Source organism: Bradyrhizobium sp. Mp19, assembly GCF_029952935.1.
Classification (GTDB): Bacteria; Pseudomonadota; Alphaproteobacteria; order Rhizobiales; family Xanthobacteraceae; genus Bradyrhizobium; species Bradyrhizobium elkanii.
The window spans coordinates 64,843-83,277 of record NZ_JASAUT010000013.1 but is presented as its reverse complement, the minus strand read 5'-3'; the positions used below and the strand labels follow the sequence as shown (position 1 = coordinate 83,277).

15 protein-coding genes are annotated in these 18,435 nt (G+C 64.7%); 6 read left to right on the top strand and 9 right to left on the bottom strand.

Annotated features, from left to right (window positions below; translation table 11 throughout):
• Positions 1-23 precede the first annotated feature (23 nt).
• Positions 24-800, bottom strand: coding sequence for an amino acid ABC transporter ATP-binding protein (locus QJT82_RS17240; protein WP_028340701.1), 777 nt, complete (start codon positions 798-800; stop codon positions 24-26).
• Positions 801-990: 190 nt separating this feature from the next.
• On the opposite strand from QJT82_RS17240, the gene QJT82_RS17235 reads away from it, so the two are divergent.
• The gene (locus QJT82_RS17235) at positions 991-1,896 is read left to right on the top strand and encodes a LysR family transcriptional regulator (RefSeq protein ID WP_080686747.1); all 906 of its coding nucleotides are present in this window, start codon (positions 991-993) and stop codon (positions 1,894-1,896) included.
• Positions 1,897-1,921: 25 nt separating this feature from the next.
• On the opposite strand, the gene mfd is transcribed toward QJT82_RS17235, so the two are convergent.
• The gene (gene mfd / locus QJT82_RS17230; protein ID WP_259243467.1) at positions 1,922-5,440 is read right to left on the bottom strand and encodes a transcription-repair coupling factor; all 3,519 of its coding nucleotides are present in this window, start codon (positions 5,438-5,440) and stop codon (positions 1,922-1,924) included.
• The gene (locus QJT82_RS17225; RefSeq protein ID WP_028332052.1) at positions 5,437-5,727 is read right to left on the bottom strand and encodes a succinate dehydrogenase assembly factor 2; all 291 of its coding nucleotides are present in this window, start codon (positions 5,725-5,727) and stop codon (positions 5,437-5,439) included. Before QJT82_RS17225 ends, mfd begins: the two co-directional genes overlap by 4 nt.
• Before the next feature lie 245 nt (positions 5,728-5,972).
• Here QJT82_RS17225 and recG point away from each other — a divergent pair, with 245 nt between their 5' ends.
• Complete coding sequence (gene recG, locus QJT82_RS17220; RefSeq protein ID WP_028340704.1) at positions 5,973-8,081, top strand: ATP-dependent DNA helicase RecG; 2,109 nt, start codon at positions 5,973-5,975, stop codon at positions 8,079-8,081.
• 126 nt (positions 8,082-8,207) lie between these two features.
• Entirely contained in the window at positions 8,208-8,495 is a 288-nt protein-coding gene (locus tag QJT82_RS17215; protein WP_028340705.1) for a GIY-YIG nuclease family protein, read from the top strand.
• A gap of 120 nt (positions 8,496-8,615) precedes the next feature.
• Here QJT82_RS17215 and QJT82_RS17210 read toward each other — a convergent pair whose 3' ends face one another.
• The 4 genes from QJT82_RS17210 to QJT82_RS17195 form a co-directional block, all read right to left on the bottom strand.
• Positions 8,616-9,413: a DUF502 domain-containing protein gene (locus QJT82_RS17210; protein WP_028340706.1), complete on the bottom strand. Its 798-nt coding sequence runs from the start codon at positions 9,411-9,413 to the stop codon at positions 8,616-8,618.
• 105 nt (positions 9,414-9,518) lie between these two features.
• On the bottom strand, positions 9,519-11,345 hold the full coding sequence (gene glmS, locus QJT82_RS17205; protein ID WP_028340707.1) for a glutamine--fructose-6-phosphate transaminase (isomerizing): 1,827 nt from the start codon (positions 11,343-11,345) through the stop codon (positions 9,519-9,521).
• A 175-nt stretch (positions 11,346-11,520) separates the two neighbouring features.
• Positions 11,521-12,168 carry a hypothetical protein gene (locus QJT82_RS17200; RefSeq protein ID WP_155258490.1) on the bottom strand — a complete coding sequence of 216 codons (648 nt, stop codon included), beginning with the start codon at positions 12,166-12,168 and terminating at the stop codon, positions 11,521-11,523.
• Positions 12,165-12,440, bottom strand: coding sequence for a hypothetical protein (locus QJT82_RS17195; RefSeq protein WP_028340709.1), 276 nt, complete (start codon positions 12,438-12,440; stop codon positions 12,165-12,167). The genes QJT82_RS17200 and QJT82_RS17195 overlap by 4 nt, the downstream gene beginning before the upstream one ends.
• Before the next feature lie 396 nt (positions 12,441-12,836).
• Between QJT82_RS17195 and QJT82_RS17190 the strand changes: the two genes are divergently transcribed.
• Positions 12,837-14,804, top strand: a complete 1,968-nt coding sequence (locus QJT82_RS17190; protein ID WP_028340710.1) for an oleate hydratase — start codon at positions 12,837-12,839, stop codon at positions 14,802-14,804.
• Between the two features lie 54 nt (positions 14,805-14,858).
• On the opposite strand, the gene QJT82_RS17185 is transcribed toward QJT82_RS17190, so the two are convergent.
• Together QJT82_RS17185 and QJT82_RS17180 are read right to left on the bottom strand one after the other, a co-directional pair.
• Positions 14,859-15,653, bottom strand: coding sequence for an adenylate/guanylate cyclase domain-containing protein (locus QJT82_RS17185; protein ID WP_028340711.1), 795 nt, complete (start codon positions 15,651-15,653; stop codon positions 14,859-14,861).
• 175 nt (positions 15,654-15,828) lie between these two features.
• A complete protein-coding gene (locus QJT82_RS17180; protein WP_028340712.1) occupies positions 15,829-16,893 on the bottom strand; it encodes a carbon-nitrogen hydrolase family protein in 1,065 nt (354 codons plus the stop codon).
• Between the two features lie 175 nt (positions 16,894-17,068).
• Between QJT82_RS17180 and QJT82_RS17175 the strand changes: the two genes are divergently transcribed.
• Both QJT82_RS17175 and QJT82_RS17170 read left to right on the top strand, forming a co-directional pair.
• Positions 17,069-18,019 (top strand): LysR family transcriptional regulator, encoded by a 951-nt coding sequence (locus QJT82_RS17175; protein WP_028340713.1) that lies wholly within the window; start codon positions 17,069-17,071, stop codon positions 18,017-18,019.
• A 77-nt stretch (positions 18,020-18,096) separates the two neighbouring features.
• Entirely contained in the window at positions 18,097-18,423 is a 327-nt protein-coding gene (locus QJT82_RS17170; RefSeq protein WP_080686748.1) for a DUF485 domain-containing protein, read from the top strand.
• Positions 18,424-18,435: the final 12 nt, after the last annotated feature.

The window sequence follows — 18,435 nt, the reverse complement described above, 5'->3', positions numbered from 1 at the left end:
TTCAATCTCCTGTCTTGCAGTGATCACTCGTCAAACTGATTGAGAAAGCGCTTGGCGCGCTCGGTCGTCGGACGTTCGAAAAAGGCGGCGGGCGTGCCGTGCTCAACGATCATCCCCTCGTCCATGAACACGACATGGCTTGCCACGCGCCGGGCGAAGCCCATCTCGTGCGTCACCACGAGCATCGTCATGCCTTCGAGCGCGAGCGTGCGCATGACCTGCAGCACCTCGCGGCGAAGTTCGGGGTCGAGAGCCGACGTCGGCTCGTCGAACAGGAGTATCTTCGGCTGCATGGCAAGCGCCCGGGCGATCGCGACGCGTTGTTGCTGGCCTCCGGACAGCCTGGCCGGATAGGCATCGCGCTTCGCCTCCATGCCGACCTTCTGAAGAAGCCGTTCGGCCGTGACGACCGCCTCATCCCGGCTGACGCCGCGCACGCGCATCGGGGCCTCGATGATATTTCCCAGCACAGTCATGTGCGGCCACAGATTGAACTGCTGGAACACCATTCCGATTTCCGGCCGCACCTTGCGGGCAGCGAGCCGCACATCCGACGATGGCCGGGCCTGCGAGACCGTCGCCCCCTCCATCACGACGCGCCCGTCCGAAGGAGCCTCCAGCAGCGCCATGCATCGCAGAAGGGTCGTCTTGCCGGAGCCACTTGGACCGATGATGCAGGTCGACTGCCCGGTGCCCAGCGCAAGGTCCACGCCGTTCAGTACGGTGTGGGCGCCGAAGCGTTTGACCACCGCCTCGGCGGCCAGGACCGACGCGGCGCATGATGCGTGGCTAATGTTCATCCCCGCAGACCCTCCAGACGAGTTCATCCCGAAACATAAGCAAATATAATGCCAATGCTCGTCACGCTCAGATTGCGGTAACATTATCTGGAATTTCGCCGGCGTGATGTGCGAAAATTCCTTGTATTATTGGCGTTTCCCTCCATGCTCATACCACGAGCAGCATCGAAACGATATATAGATATTGGTTATGGATCGTCGTCTTGTTGAGATTTTCCATGCTGTTATGCAGCATCGATCGGCAACCGAGGCCGCGCGCGCACTCGGCATATCGCAGCCGGCTGTGAGTACGGCCTTGAAACGGCTGGAGGCGGATGTCGGGTTTGCGCTGTTTCGCCGGGAGAGCCGCCATATCGTGCCTACGCCGGAGGCGCATCTGCTGCACAATGAAGCGATCCGCGCGCTCGCCGGGTTTGCCGAACTGGAGGACGCCGCTGCCGGAATCTCCGCAGGCAAGCGCGGCGTTCTGACGATCGCGAGTCCGGGACCTGGGATAGTCTGGCTTCCGGGCGTCGTCAGCCGCTTCCAGCGCGAGCGCCCGTCAACAACGATCAGGCTCCTGACCCGAAGCTCCGAGAATGTCCGGAGCCTGGTCTCGGCGCGTGCATTCGACTTCGGAGTCGCCGAGCCGCCGTTCGACCGCACCAATGTCGTGTTGCGGCGCTACCGGATGTCGCTCGACTGCGTGATGCCTGCAACGCATGCACTGGCTGAACGGAAAGTCGTCACTCCCGATCTTCTCGAACGGCATGATCTGATCATCACCTCGCAGAGCCGATCGACCTATGCCGCGGTATCGCGCGCCTTCGAAGCCAGTGGTACGCCGTTTCATCCGGCGATCGAGTGTGAATTCTTTGCCGTCGCGCTCAACCTCGTCATCGATGGCGCGGGTGTCTGCCTCGTCGACGCGCTCAGCGCGTCCGAAACGCTCAGGCGAACCAGCGGTGCGAGCGCGCTCGTGGTCCGCCCCCTCGCGCCGGCGATCCACTACGAGGTCGGCGTCCTCAAGCCGACGATCGGCGAACTCAGCGTTCTCGCCGAGCAGTTCCTGAAACTGCTCGACGACCACGTTGCGCCCTATTTGATCCGATCCTGAGCGGGGGCTTGCGTCAAACCGCGTGTCAGGCCGCCTTCTTGCTCTCCGCGAGGTTGGCGAGCTGGCGCAGGATCTCGGTGGTGCCGGCGAGGCGCTCTTCCGGCGTATCCCACTCCTGGAAGAACACCACCTTCATATCGGGCCGCACCTTGGCGGCCTGGCCGTGCTGGCGAATGAAGCTCACCAGCCGCTCCGGATGCGCGAAGCTGTTGTCGCGGAATGCGATCACGGCGCCCTTCGGGCCGGCATCGACCTTCCCGACATTGGCCCTTCGGCAATAGGCCTTGATCGCCGCGACCTTGAACAGATAGCGCACCTCGTCCGGCAGCACGCCGAAGCGGTCGCGCATCTCGGCGGCAAAGGCGTCGATGTCCTCGTCGGTGTCGAGATCGGCGAGCCGACGATACAGCGACAGCCGCACGCTGAGGTCGTTGACATAGTCCTCGGGGATCAGGACCGGCATGCCGATCGTGATCTGCGGCGACCAGCGGTCGGCAGCCGGCTCGGCGACGCCGGCCTTGAGGTTGACGATCGCCTCCTCCAGCATCGACTGGTACAGCTCGAAGCCGACTTCCTTGATGTGGCCGGACTGCTCTTCGCCGAGCAGATTGCCGGCGCCGCGGATGTCGAGGTCGTGCGAGGCGAGCTGGAAGCCGGCGCCCAGCGTCTCCAGCGATTGCAGCACCTTGAGCCGCCGCTCCGCCTGCGCCGTGATCTTCTGCTGCGCCGGTAGCGTGAACAGCGCATAGGCGCGCAGCTTGGAGCGGCCGACGCGGCCGCGCAGCTGGTAGAGCTGGGCAAGGCCGAACATGTCGGCGCGGTGCACGATCAGCGTGTTGGCGTTCGGGATGTCGAGACCGGACTCGACGATCGTGGTCGACAGCAGGATGTCGTACTTGCCGTCGTAGAACGCGGACATGATGTCCTCGATCACGGTCGGCGGCATCTGGCCGTGGGCGACCGCGACCTTCATCTCCGGTACGTTCTTGTCGAGGAAGTCCTTGACGCCGGCGAGGTCCTCGATCCGCGGCACGACATAGAACGCCTGCCCGCCGCGGTAGCGTTCGCGCAGCAGCGCCTCGCGGATCATCAGGGGATCGTGCGGCGCGACGAAGGTGCGCACCGCAAGGCGATCGACCGGCGGCGAGGCAATGATCGAGAGCTCGCGGACGCCGGTCAATGCAAGTTGAAGGGTGCGCGGGATCGGGGTTGCCGACAGCGTCAGCACATGGACCTGGGCGCGCAGCTGCTTCAGCCGCTCCTTGTGGCTGACGCCGAAATGCTGCTCCTCGTCGACGATCAGCAGGCCGAGATCCCTGAACTTGATGGCCTTGCCAAGCAGCGCATGGGTGCCGACGACGATGTCGACATTGCCGTCGGTGAGCCCCTTCTTGACCTGGTTGAGCTCCTTGGTCGACACCAGCCGCGAGGCCTGCGCGATATTGACCGGGAAGCCGCGGAAGCGCTCGGTGAAGGTCCGTGAGTGCTGACGCGCCAAGAGCGTGGTCGGCACCACGACCGCGACCTGCTTGCCCTCCAGCGCCACGGCGAACGCGGCGCGCAGCGCCACCTCGGTCTTGCCGAAGCCGACGTCGCCGCAGATCAGGCGGTCCATCGGGCGGCCGATTTCGAGGTCCTTCAAGGTCGAGGTGATGGCCCCGAGCTGATCCTCGGTCTCCTCATAGGGGAAGCGCGCGCAGAATTCGTCATAGACGTGCGGCTGCAGCGGGAATTTAGGCGCCTCGTGCAGCTGCCGTTCGGCCGCGATCTTGATCAATTCGCCCGCGATCTCGCGAATCCGGTTCTTCAGCTTGGCCTTGCGGGCCTGCCAGCCGCCGCCACCGAGACGGTCGAGTTCGACATTGGCGCTATCGGAGCCGTACCGCGACAACAGCTCGATGTTCTCGACCGGCAGGAACAGTTTTGTCTCGGCGGCATAATGCAACTCGAGGCAATCATGCGGCGCGCCGGAGACTTCGAGCGTCTGCAAGCCCACGAAGCGGCCGATGCCGTGCTCGACATGGACCACGAGATCGCCGGTCGCAAGGCTCGTCACCTCCGAGATGAAATTGTCGAGCTTGCGGCTCGCCTTGCGCGGCCGCACCAGGCGGTCCCCGAGAATGTCCTGCTCGCTGATGACGGCGAACTCGTCGGTCTCGAAGCCGGATTCCATGCCGAGCACGGCCAGCATGGTCTCGTTGCGCGGTGTCGCCTGCACGATCCGCCAGGTGTTGACGCTGGTGGTGTTGAGCAGCTTGTGGTCGCGCAGCATCGCGCCCATGCGGTCGCGCGAGCCCTCGCTCCACAGCGCGATCACCACCTTCTTGCGCTGCGACTGCAGCGCGCCGACATGACCGACCACGGCCTCGAACACGTTGACGTTGCTGTCGGCGCGCTCGGGGGCGAAATTGCGGCCCTGCCGCGCGCCGGCGTCGAACACGTCGGGCGTGCCTTCGGGCACCGCGAACGGCGTCAACCGCGCCAGCGGCGCATCGCCGAGCAGCTTGGTCCATTCGGCCTCGGTCAGATAGAGCTGGTCCGGTGGCAGCGGCTTGTAGATCGCGCCGCTGCCCGGATGCTCCAGCGCCTCGCGCCGCGCGTCATAGTAGTCAACGATCTGCGAGAACCGCTCGCGCGCGGCGTCCTCGCCCTGCGGCTCGATCGCAACCGTCGCGCCGTCGAGATAATCGAACAGCGTGTCCATCCGCTCCTGGAACAGCGGCAGCCAATGCTCCATGCCGGGATGGCGCCGTCCCTCGGACACGGCTTCATAAAGCTGATCGTCGCGCTCCGGCGCGCCGAACGCGGCGACATAGCCCATGCGGAAACGCCGGATGGTCTCGGTGGTGAGCTGGAATTCCGAGACCGGCACGAGATCGAGCCCGCGCATGTCGAGCAGCGTGCGCTGGGTCTCAGCATCGAAGGTGCGGATCGATTCCAGGCTGTCGCCGAAGAAGTCGAAGCGCACCGGCTGGTCGAGGCCGGCCGGAAACAGATCGAGGATGCCGCCGCGCACCGCATATCCGCCGGGCTCGCGCACCGTTGACGAACGGGTGTAGCCATTGTGCTCGAGCCAGGCCACGACCGAATCCATCGGCACCACATTGCCGGGCGCAACCGACAGCGCTTGCGCCGCGACCTGATCGCGCGCCGGCACGCGCTGCACGGCAGCGTTCACGGTCGTGAGCACGATCAGCGGCTTGTCGCTGCCGACCAGCCGCGACAGTTTTGCCAGTGCGGTCAGGCGTTGCGCCAAAATGCCGGAATGCGGTGAGACGCGGTCATAGGGCTGGCAGTCCCAGGCCGGAACCTGCATCACGGCGATGTCGGGTGCGAAGAACTCCAGCGCGCGGGCGAGCTGCTGCATCCGCGCGCCGTCGCGGCACACCACGGCAAGGCTCACCGCCGGACGCTTCGGCTGCGCCGCGATGGCGCGCGCCAGATCCGAGATGACGAGCTCCTCGGCGCCCTCGGCGACGTTGGCGATGGTCAGCACCCGGCCGGGCGCGAGCATCGCGGCCGGTGATTTCATCGGCTGTTTCATGCGCTGGGATCCGCGACCCGAAATGCCTTGATGCGGGCAAACAGCGCGGTCGCGTACTCTGCGGGAAGCACCTTGTCGCCGGTCAGCGCCGCATAGAGGTCGGGATCCGGCACCTCGATCAGATGCTCGAGCTCGCCGAGCTCGTGGTCGGACAGCTCGCCAATGGTCGCGTCGGCGAAGCGGCCGAGGATCAGGTCCATCTCCCGGGTGCCGCGGTGCCAGCAGCGAAACAAAAGCCGCTTGCGGCGGTCATCGAGCCCGCTGCTCGATCGTGTCGATCCCGTCATGTCCCAAAATCCATCCAACGCCAAAAGCCCGGACGTGCCGGGCGGGGTTGATATAGCCATGGCGAAGGCCGATGTCAGCCCTCATTCGCTGCGTTTTGGGGTTTCCCTGGGCGCATGCCGTCACCGGGCTTGCGCGCCCGTCGAAGCCTTGTAGACGGGACCCGGCCGACATCAGCTCCAAAAAAAGACGTGGATGCCCGGCACAAGGCCGGGCATGACGGTGTGAAACGGTCTTGGATTCGTCGATGCGCCCAGCCCTGCTCAATCCGCTGTTTGCCCAGGTCACGACCCTGCAAGGGGTCGGCCCGAAGCAGGACAAGCTGCTGCGCTATCTGCTCGACCGCAGCGAGACGCCGCGGCTGGTCGACCTGCTGCTGCATCTGCCGGCGAGCGTGATCGACCGTCGCGCCCGGCCGAAGATCCGCGACGCCGCGGTCGGAACCATGGTGACGCTCGAGGTGACCGTCGACCGCCATCGCCCGCCGCCGCCGCGCAATTCGCGCACGCCCTACCTCGTCTATGCCAGCGACGACACCGGCGACGTCGTGCTGACCTTCTTCCGCGCCCAGCCCGGCTATGTCGAGAAGCTGCTGCCGGTTGGCGAGAAGCGCTACGTCTCCGGCACGCTGGCGATGTATGACGGCATCCCGCAGATCGTGCATCCCGATCGTGTCGTCGATGAAGCGGGCTTTGCAAAACTGTCCGGCATCGATCCGGTCTATCCGCTGACCGAGGGGCTTGCGATCGGCTCGCTCCGCCGCGCGATCGCGCAGGCGCTGACCAGGCTGCCGGATCTGCCGGAATGGATCAGCCCCGAGGTGCTGCGCCGCTGCAACTTCCCGGCGATCAGGGAGGCGCTGACCCGCGTGCATGTGCCGGTCGAGCTGACCGACATCCTGCCCGACGGCCCGTTCTGGTCGCGGCTCGCGTTCGACGAACTGCTCGCCGGCCAGCTCGCGCTCGCCCTGATCCGCGCCACGCTGCGCCGCCCAGCCGGCGTGCGCAACGCCGGCGATGGTCATCTGCGCAGGAAGATCATCGATGCCCTGCCCTATGCGCTGACCAGGTCGCAGCAAGACGCGGTCGCGGCAATCATCGCGGACCTGCAACAACCGGTGCGGATGCTGCGCCTCGTGCAGGGCGATGTCGGTTCCGGCAAGACCGTGGTGGCGCTGCTGGCAGCTGCTGCCGTCGCGGAAGCCGGCAAGCAGGCCGCGCTGATGGCGCCGACCGAAATCCTGGCGCGCCAGCACATCAAGACCATCGCGCCGCTCGCCGAGAGCGCCGGCCTACGCGTCGCCATCCTCACCGGCCGCGAGAAGGGCAAGGAGCGCCGCGAGCTGTTGGCACAGCTTGAGGCCGGCGAGATCGATCTTTTGGTCGGCACCCACGCGCTGATCCAGGACGATGTGATCTACAAGGCGCTGGCGCTCGCCGTGGTCGACGAGCAGCATCGTTTCGGCGTGCGCGAGCGCCTCGCGCTGACCTCCAAGGGCGAGGCCGTCGACGTGCTGGTGCTGAGCGCCACGCCGATTCCGCGCACGCTGGTGCTGACTTACTTCGGCGACATGGACGTCTCCGAGCTGCGCGAAAAGCCCGCCGGCCGCCAGCCGATCGACACCCGCGCCGTGCCGATGAGCCGGATCGAGGACGTCATGGACGGCGTCGGCCGCGCACTCGCCGCCGGCAAGCTGGTCTACTGGATCTGCCCGCTGGTCGACGAGTCCGAGGCCGAGCGCACCGAGCATCTCACCAACGCGACCGAACGTTTCGAGAGCTTGCAGAAGCGGTTCGGCGATCGTGTCGGCCTCGTGCACGGCCAGATGAAGGGCACCGAGAAGGATCGCGTGATGGCGCAATTCGCCGCGCACGAGATCGGCCTCTTGGTCGCAACCACGGTGGTCGAGGTCGGCGTCGACGTGCCCGCGGCGACCATCATGGTGATCGAGAACGCCGAACGTTTCGGGCTTGCGCAGCTGCATCAATTGCGCGGGCGCATCGGCCGCGGCTCGGAAGCCTCGACCTGCCTTTTGCTCTACAAGGAGCCGCTCGGCGAGATGTCGAAGGCGCGGTTGAAAGTGATCCGCGAGACCACGGATGGATTCCGGATCGCCGAGGAGGATCTGAAGCTGCGCGGCGAAGGCGATGTGCTCGGCATCCGCCAGAGCGGCCTGCCCGGCTACCGCATCGCGCGCTCCGAGGTGCACGGCCAGCTGATCACCCAGGCCCGCGACGAGGCGCTGCGGATCATGAAGGACAATCCCAAGCTGAAGGGCGAACGCGGCGAAGCGCTGCGCGTCCTGCTCTACCTCTACGAACGCGACGAGGCCGTGCCGCTGATCGGCGCGGGGTGACGCTCCCTCCGCCGTCATTGCGAGCGCAGCGAAGCAATCCATCGTTCCGCATGTGCGGAGCCATGGATTGCTTCGTCGCTATCGCTCCTCGCAATGACGATGTAACCTAATGGTTGGAAGAGTACCATGAAGCAACCGTGCGTATACATCTTCGCCAGCAGGCGTCATGGGACCCTGTACACTGGCGTCACCTCGGATCTTCCGAGCCGAGCCTTCCACCACCGCGAAGGGCTCGTGAAGGGCTTCTCGGCGAAATACGGTTGCAAGATCCTAGTCTGGTACGAATTGCACGAAACAATGTACGACGCGATCACTCGGGAAAAACAAATCAAGGCCGGCAGTCGCGCGAAAAAGATCACGTTGATCGAGGAGCAGAATCCAGATTGGAACGACCTCTACGACACGCTGATTTAGGTGTGCTCACCGCCCTTCCCGCCGTCATTGCGAGCGAAGCGAAGCAATCCATCGTTCCGCATGTGCGGAGCCATGGATTGCTTCGCTTCGCTCGCAATGACGGGGATGGAGCTGGGCCCCCTACTCCACCTTCGCCGGCGCGGGCTGTGTGGCCGGCTGCAGCGAGGCGTGGTTGGTCGAGGCCTGGCTGGCGATGCGCGCGGCATTGGCCATGCCGGCGAGCGCCGCGGTGCGCTTCTGGTCGTTGGCGCCGGGCTGCACCACGCCGGCCGACATGATCAGCGTCGCGGCATCCTCGGTGCTCATCTCGATCTCGATGATCTTGCTCTTCGGCACATAGAAGAAGAAGCCGGTGGTCGGGTTCGGCGCGCACGGCAGGAACACCGAAATATGCTCCTCCTCTCCGGGGAAGCTGGCGGCGAGCTCGGTGCTCGGCGCCTGCGAGATCAGCACGATCGACCACATACCGGGCGAGGGAAACTCGACGAGGCCGACGCGGCGGAAGCTCGAGCCGTTGCCGGAGAACAGCGTTTCGAACACCTGCTTCAGGCCGCGATAGATCGCGCGCACCGCAGGGATGCGGCCAAGCAGCCGTTCGCCGAGATCGACCAGGGTTCGCCCGATCAGGTTGGCGGTGAGGAAGCCGAGCAGCGTCAGCGCGATGACCGCGACGATCAGGCCGGAACCCGGCAGTCCGAACGGCAGATAGGTTTCCGGCCGGTAGGCCGTGGGCACGAACGGGCGGACCAGATTGTCGACCCAGTTCACGAACCACCAGGTCAAATACAGGGTGATCGCAACCGGCCCGGCCACCACGAGGCCGGTGAGGAAATAGTTGCGAAACCGCGCCATCAGCCCGCGCGGGGCATCCGGGGGCAATTCACCGGTCGAGGCGGGAGGCACTTGGTTGGAGGTCATTGCGGTTCCAAGGTCGTCGAAGCGGCGTCGGAGCGGCCGTAGTCCACACCCAGCTAAGCCATTCTAGCAGCTTTTTGAAGGGCCGCGTGAAGCCGCGGCTTGCGACTATTCGACCGTGACCGATTTGGCCAGATTCCGGGGCTGATCGACGTCGGTGCCCATCACGACAGCGGTATGATAGGCGAGCAGCTGCACCGGAACGGCGTAGACGATCGGCGCGAAGGTCGCCCCCATATCCGGCATCACGATCGTCACCAGTGACTGGATCGTCGCTTCCGCCGCGCCCTTGGCGTCGGTCATCAGGATGATCTTGCCGCCGCGGGCGGCGACCTCCTGCATGTTGGAGACGGTCTTCTCGAACACCTTGTCGTAGGGCGCGATCACCACGACGGGCATGTGCTCGTCGATCAGCGCGATCGGCCCGTGCTTGAGCTCACCGGCGGCATAGCCCTCGGCGTGGATGTAGGAAATTTCCTTCAGCTTCAGCGCGCCTTCCAGCGCCAGCGGATAGCTGGTGCCGCGGCCGAGATAGAGCACGTCGCGCGACTTCGAGATCTCGCGCGCCAGCTTCTCGATCTGCACTTCGGTGGTGAGCGCTTCCGACATCAGGCGCGGGATCTCGACCAGGCCATGCACCAGCTTGGCCTCGTCGGCATCGGACAGCTCGCCGCGCGCCTTGCCGGCGGCGACCGCGAGCGAGGCCAGCACCATCAGCTGGCAGGTGAACGCCTTGGTCGAGGCGACGCCGATCTCGGGGCCGGCGAGCGTCTGCAGCACGGTCTCGCTCTCGCGCGCGATCGTCGAGGTCGGCACGTTGACAACCGAGAGCGTGTGCGCGCCCTGCGCCTTGGCGTAGCGCAGCGCCGCCAGCGTGTCGGCGGTCTCGCCCGACTGCGAGATGAAGACCGCAAGATCGCCCTTGCGCAGCGGTGCCTCGCGGTAGCGGAATTCGGAGGCGACATCGAGCTCGACCGGCAGCCGCGCCAGCCGCTCCAGCCAGTATTTCGCGACGAAGCCGGCATAGCTCGCGGTGCCGCAGGCCGTGATCGAGATGCGCTGGATATCCTTGAAGTCGAACGGCAGTTTCACCGGCATGGTGACGCGCTCGGTCGCCATGTCGACGTAACGCGCGAGCGTGTGTCCGACCACTTCCGGCTGCTCGTGGATCTCCTTCGCCATGAAGTGGCGGTAGTTCGCCTTGTCGACCAGCGCCGTCGCCGTCGTGTGCTTGATCGCCTCGCGGTGGACGATGGCGTTGTCCTTGTCGAAGATCGTGGCGCCCTTGCGGTTCAGCACCACCCAGTCGCCGTCCTCGAGATAGCTGATCGTGTCGGTGAACGGCCCGAGCGCGATCGCATCGGAGCCGAGATACATCTCGCCCTCGCCATGGCCGACCGCGAGCGGCGGGCCGTTGCGCGCGCCGATCATCAAATCGTCCTCGCCGGCGAAGATGAAGCCGAGCGCGAACGCGCCGCGCAGCTGCGACAGCACCGCCCTCACCGCCTCGATCGGCTTGACGCCGCCCTTGAGCAGGTTGTCGACCAGATGCACCACGACCTCGGTGTCGGTCTCGGTCGAGAACGCCGCGCCCTTGGCCTCGAGCTCCTCGCGCAGCTCGCGGAAATTCTCGATGATGCCGTTATGCACCACGGCGACGCGTTCGGTGGCGTGCGGATGCGCGTTGTTCTCGGTCGGCCGGCCGTGCGTGGCCCAGCGGGTGTGGCCGATGCCGGTGTGGCCGCCGAGCGGCTTGGCCTCGAGCCGGGCTTCGAGGTTCTTCAGCTTGCCCTCGGCGCGGCGCCGCGCCAGGCCGCCATTCTCCAGCGTGGCGACACCCGCGGAATCATAGCCGCGATATTCCAGCCGCTTGAGCGAATCCACCAATTGCTCCGCGACCGGAGCGCGTCCAAGAATGCCGACGATGCCGCACATGCGGTTCAATGTCCCCAAAAATCGCCGAAAATTTGCCAAAGCGGCGACACGGTCCCTTAACGGGAATCGCCGGCCGCAAGATACTCAATAATTATTGCCGATTGCGACAGTCTTAAACGGCAAGGTTGATGCGAAAGGCTGGTTAATCGGGGCTAACCATTTTGGCAAGAGCGCGTCAGCGGGGATCCGCCGGCGCTGGCCACGGTTTCGCCTCCCAAATCGTGGTCCATTCTTGACCCGCGCCGCACGCAGGCGCGCTGACCTCGACGCGAACCACGACAAAGCTTTCGCGATTGGTCACGTCCAGCCGATAGACATGCCGCAGGTGTCGGCTGGGACACAGGTCCGATCCGGTTTCGGCCTGAAACAAGCCGGCCTCCTCCCTCCATGTGATGAAACCCGGAGTGTCCGTCGTACCGAAGCCGTTCAGCGCGACGTACGGAAACTCCATTGGCTTTGGTCTGCTGACGTCGGAAAGATCGAACGCGCGATGCGATCCGGTCACCGAAAGCCGACAGAACATCAGCGCGAGACGGTGCCCGGCCACTTTCATGAAGCGAACCGGCAACTTTTCGATGTCATCCATGTATTTGCAGCCGGATTGCTCGGCCGCAAGCGCGAGCATCCTTGGCACCAGGGCCGGATCGGAAATTTCAAAATCCGTGCGTCCATTGGCAAGGCTGCTCCATTCGCGAAGCGCCTCGCGTCGTGCACTGACGCTCGAAGTTTCGTTGCCGCGCGCGACCGACACGAGCGGCGGACCGGCCGTGAGCAGACCTCCGAGCAGCACCTTGATCAATCCAGCGATCAGCCGCGCGCTCACGGTTCCCATCCTCGGCCACGCAGCCAGACGTCGCGGCAGGTAACCAGCATGCCGTGCAGTCCGTTCTTGAGGAATAACAGATTGAGCGCGAACAGCAGCACGAAGCTGAGCCGATCGTCGCCCCAGGAAACGAACTCAGGTTGGTCGTGTGTCTTCCGGGACAGCACCGCCAGCTGTCCGGTCTCGGCCCATTGGCAGAGTCGTGCGGCGCTGAAGTACGTCACCAGGCTGCAAAAGACTCCAATCAAAGCGGTCGCAGCATGTTTGCGCATGACGTGTTTTGCCTCGCCGCCTCCTAAGAGCGATGAAACCGCAGACGGCAAACGCCGTTAACCGTATCAATACGTCATTAACGCCTTTCGGCGAGGCCAGCCGACGCCGGAGGTAGTCGGCGCTCCCAGAAGGTGCTCGGCGGCACGCCATGACAGCGCATCCTCGGCGCGCGGTAGAGACGCACCTGCGATCCCGGACCGGCGCGCGGCGATCCGGTCGACCTCCCCAAATCACTGAAAATTTGCCGGCTCCGCGACACCCTCCCTTAACGAAGCATCGCCGGTCGCGCCGCGACATCTTCGCCGCAACCGGGCCCGGGCCAGAAAATGACATGGCGAACTGCCAACATCGGCCCCACGGAGATCGCGAAAGCCAATCACGCAGAAAGGTCGCCAATGACTGATGTCGCAGCTTCCGGCACGCCCACCTTCGAGGTCGAAACCGACGCGTCCAGGCGCTATTGGCACAACGGGAGCCACAACACGTTGCCGCCGCCGGACATGATGGGCGCTTACATGCGCAACCGTCCCGTGTCGATTCAGCCGGTCGAAGCCCGCAAGGCCTGGATCATCGGCAGCGGCATCGCGGGACTGGCCGCGGCCTTCTACATGATCCGCGACGGCGGCATTAAGGGCGACGACATCACCATTCTCGACACCATGCACATCGAGGGCGGCTCGCTCGACGGCGCCGGTGATCCCGAGAACGGCTACATCATTCGCGGCGGTCGCGAGATGAACTGGAACTACGACAATCTCTGGGACATGTTCCAGGACGTCCAGGCGCTGGAATTGCCCGAGGGTTACAGCGTTCTCGACGAATACCGGCTCGTCAACGACAACGATCCGAACTTCTCCAAGGCGCGGCTGATGCACAAGCGCGGCCAGATCCGCGACTTCTCGACGCTCGGCCTGTCGAAGCCGCAGCAATGGGAATTGATCCGCCTGCTGCTTAAGCGCAAGGAGGATCTCGACGACATCACCATCGAGCAGTACTTCAGCCCGGGCTTCCTTGAGACCAACTTCTGGTTCCTCTGGCGCTCGATGTTCGCCTTCGAGAACTGGCAGAGCCTGCTCGAAATGAAGCTCTACATGCATCGCTTCCTCGATGCGATCGACGGGCTGAGCGACATGTCGGCGCTGGTATTTCCGAAATACAACCAGTTCGACAGCTTCGTCCGTCCGCTGGTGACGCATCTGCGCGAGCGCGGCGTCAAGGTGCAGTTCGATACCCGCGCCCACGATCTCGACATCAAGGCCGACGGCGATGCCCGCACGGTCACCGCGATTCACGCCAAGGTGGGCGGCGCCGACACCACCATTCCGGTCGGTCCGAAAGACCTGGTCTTCGCGCTTACGGGATCGATGACCGAGGGCACCGCCTATGGCGACATGGACCACGCTCCGGTTCTTCAGCGCGGCAAGCATGATCCGGGTCAAGCCAGCGACTGGACGCTGTGGACGAACCTGGCGAAGAAATCGCCGATCTTCGGCAAGCCCGAGAAGTTCTACGGCAATGTCGACAAGTCGATGTGGGAGTCGGTCACGCTCACCTGCAAGCCGTCGCCCTTCGTCGACCGGCTGAAGGAGCTTTCAGTCAACGATCCCTATTCCGGCAAGACGGTCACCGGCGGGATCATCACCTTCACCGACTCCGATTGGGTGCTCAGCTTCACCTGCAACCGGCAGCCGCACTTTCCGACCCAGCCGAAGGACGTCCTGGTGGTCTGGGTCTATGCATTGCTGATGGACAAGGAGGGCAACTACGTCAAGAAGCCGATGCCGGCCTGCACCGGCCGCGAGATCCTGGCGGAGCTCTGCTACCACCTCGGCATCGAGGACAAGCTGGATGCGGTGGTGGCGAACACCAAGGCCCGCCTCGCCTTGATGCCCTACATCACCGCGATGTTCATGCCCCGCGCGGCGGGCGACCGGCCGCATCCCGTCCCCGCGGGCTGCACCAATCTGGGCCTGATGGGCCAGTTCGTGGAAACATCGAACGACATCATCTTCACGATGGACAGCTCGGTCCGCACCGCGCGGGTCGCGGTGTACACGCTGCTCAAACTCGCCAAGCAGGTGCCGGACATCAGCCCCACGCAATATGATATCCGGACCATCCTGAAGGGCGCCCGTGCCTTGAACAACAACGAACCGTTCCCGGGCGAACGCCTGCTGCACCGGCTGCTCGACAAGACCTACTACGCCCACATCCTCCCGCCACTGCCCGAGCCCGATTCCACGCGGCGCGGCAGTGCCGAGCGCGAGCTGGCGGGACTTCTCGGCAAGGGCGATCAGGCGCTCGGCGCCATCATCGGCTGGCTGGAACGGATTCGAGAGAACATCTCGACCCGCAAAAGCTAGAGCACGATCCGGGAAAGTGCGATGCAACGCCGACGTCGATCCTTGCCGGACGCCCTAATGCTCAACCCGGTAGAGCCGCCATCGCTCCGGCACGCCTTTGAGCTGGTGCGCGCCGCGGTCCTTGAAGCGGATTTCGGACTTTGACATCAGGTCCTTGACGGCGCTCGAGACCAGCACTTCGCCGGCCCGCGCTTTCGCTGCGACGCGCGCGCCGATGTGAAACGCAAGACCTATCACCTCCGCCCCACTCACCTGGTATTCGCCAGCGTGCAGTCCAACCCTGATCTCCAGCCCCAGTGTGCGCACGGACTCGCGGATCGCGGTCGCACAACGGATCCCGGCTGCCGGCGCGCGGAACGTCGCCAGCACCCCGTCCCCCGTCGTCACGACTTCCTTCCCCCGCAAGGCCTTCAGCTCCCTGCGCACAGCGACGTAGTAGTGATTCATCACCGTCGCCCAGCGCGTGTCGCCGAGCCGCGCGGCCTTTTCGGTGGATCGGACGATATCGACATAGAGGATGGTGGCGAGCGCCTGCTTGAGCTGCGAGTCCCGATCGGCGGTTCGGCGCCGGTTCGCGATATTCCCAGCCAGCGGTTCATAGCGATGGCTGCGTCGCCGCGCGATGGCAGCCTTGGTGTAGTCCTGAGCGCGCTGCACCGTGCGGCAGCGAATGGTTTTCTCCTGCGGTGGAAACGTCCAGTAGACCTTTCGCCCGTCGCCCGCGCCATCAACCTGCACGGCGCCCCACTTCAGGAAAACCATCGAGCCGGCCCGTCGAATGCACCATGCCTTCGACGTGTATCCGGAAACGTTCGACTGATGGACTCCGATGCGAAGGAATTTTGGCATGAGCGTCCGGCCGATCGAAGAAGCGTTTGGCAGCCTACCCGGGGTAAAGCGTAGCCATACATTCCCGCGTTGGCAACGGTGCAGGTTTACGGGCTATCGAGAATGCCGGACTTCGATGTTCGCATCGGATCCCGCAAGCGGACGAAGGATTGTATGAGGCCGCACCAGCTCTTCGTCAGCTCCGGCAGTCGCGCCCCTGCCCGTTCAAACCCGCGTCGGCGTCGATCGACAGAATTGCCGCGTTTTGCGTATCCGCTATCGGTTGATCTGCATCGCGGAATCGCGCCGGGGTCAGCCGGCTGCGGTCGACCGTCACGCCAAAGATGTCGAAGCGGTTGTAGTAGCCGACCACGTCATGAAACTGTTTCGGCTCGACGCAGCGATTGAGATCGATCTCCGCGTAGGCGATCCCCTCCTCGTCCTGCAATGCATCGCCGAAGACGCTGCCCGTCGGATCGACGAAGAAGCTCGCCGCACGTGGCGTCTGGTCGATCACGTCGGCGATCGTTCGATCGCGTTCGATGAGGAAGGCGCGCATCGCCTGGTCCATGTAGCCGGCGGTGACGATCCCGAATACCTTGGCTTCGAAGCAGTGGGCGCTGGCCCGGATGCGGTTGGCGGCCACGTTGTCGAAATTGCCGCCGCCTGCCGGGCGCCGGGTGGGCCACATCGGCGGCCAGCTCGAAATGTGCACCTGCTCGCCCTGCGCCATCAGCGCGAAGCGGGCCAATGGATTGGTATTCTCGCCGCAAATCAACCCGCCGATCCGGCCCTGCCGCGTCTCCGCGACCTTAAGGCCCGCACCATCGCCGGACGACCACACCAGCTTCTCATAGAAGGTCGGAACCAGCTTGCGGTGATGGATGAGAATTTCTCCGGTCTCGCCGATCAGCAGGTTCGAGTTCCACAGCCCCCCGACGCTGACGGCCGAGCGCTCGCTGATGCCGATCGAGACGGTGACGCCGAGGGCGCGCGCCTCGGCGCACAGCCGCGCCACTTCCGGTCCGTCCGCCAGCACCGATTGCTCCGCCATGCGCACGAACAGATCGTGGTTGTCGATCGGAGGCCACAGCGCGGCCCAGACCGGAAAGGCGGGAATATAGGTCTCGGGAAACGCGATCAGCTCGGCGCCGGCCCTCGCCGCCTCGCGAATGATGGCGATCGCCTTTTCGGTGGTCGCCCAGCTGTCGAGGAAGACGGGCGCGGCGTGGACGGCAGCAGCCTTGAAACGAGGGAGCATGTCGAAAATCCCGGCTAGGATGAGGGGAGCGAAGCGGTATCATCCCTGCCTTGCCGGCGTGCATGGGAATTGTCGCAAGGTCGCTTGCGAAGGATCGGAACCGCCACGCGCTGGAACGGGAATTGCTTTGCTGACAAGGGCCGCAATTTCAACGGCCGCAACCGGGAGGCAGGTGATGTTCGACACGATCAACTGGGACGATCTGCGGGTATTTCTCTGCGCCGCCCGCGCCGGGAATTTGAGCCAAACAGCAAAGCGGCTGCGGCTCGACCATTCCACCGTCAGCCGGCGCATCGCCCAGATGGAAGCTTCCCTCGGGGTGGCGGTGTTCGAACGTCACCGCACCGGGCTCAAGCTCAACGAGGTCGGCGAGCGGCTGTTGCGTCATGCCGAGCGGGTCGAGAGCGCGGTGATCGCCATTCGCGAGGAGGCCAGCGCCAGCGACACCCAGGAGCTCGTCGGGACCGTGCGGCTCGCCACCATGGAGGGGATCGCCTCGCTCTATCTGGCGCAACGCTTTGCCAGGCTGCGACGCACCGCGCCACAGCTCAGCGTCGAACTCGTCACGTCCGCCCAGACGGTCTACGTCCATAAGCGCGAGGCCGATCTGTTCGTGTCCTTCTTCCGACCACCTGGTCCCGGCCTGATCTCGGAGCGCATCGGCAAGTTTCGGCTCGGGCTATTCGCGAGCCAGGACTATCTCGACAACCATGGGATGCCCGCAAGCCTGCGCGACCTGCAGGATCATTGGTTCGTGTCCTATATCGAGGACCTGATCCAGGTCGATTCGGTGCGCTGGCTCGCCGACGTCATCGAAGAGCCGAAAATCGCCTTCCACTCCAACAGCATGATCGCGCAGATGAACGCCGCGGCGGGCGGCCTCGGCATCGTGATGCTGCCGAGCTTTGCCACCAGGGACCGGCCCGACCTGATACCCGTGCTGCCCACTCTCGCCGGCACCGTTCGCGAGGTCTGGCTCAACGTCCATAGCGACCTGCAATTCGCCCCGCGCATCCGCGCCGTCCGCGCCTTCCTGAAAAATACCCTGAAGCAGGATCCCGACATGCAGGTCACGCTGGCCGATGTCGTGCCGCAGCCGCGCACAGCAGATTGCAAAAATCCATAGTTCCCTTCCGTCAGACCCCGGCTGAAGCTCGTCCGATTGGCGCAAGCAGAGCGCGCTGAAGTTTTGAGGGGGCCGATATGAACGTGGTTATTCCCGGCAATGCCGATCCGGCGCAGAGCGGCGGCGCATTGGCCAAGAAAGCGGCCGAGCAACTGGCCAAGAAACTGGCCAAGAAGCGGCTGACCGTCGCGCTCGTTCTGAGCGTCGCGATGATCGCGATCTATTTCGGCTTCATGGGGCTTTTCGCGTTCGACAAGCCGCTGCTCGGCACCATCCTGATGCCCGGCCTGTCGCTTTGCATCGTGCTCGGCCCGCTCGTCATCATCTCTTCCTTCGTGCTCTGCCTGGTCTACGTGCTGTGGGCGAACCGGGTGTTCGACGCAGGCGTTCGCGAGCTTCGCTAGGGGGACAGGCAA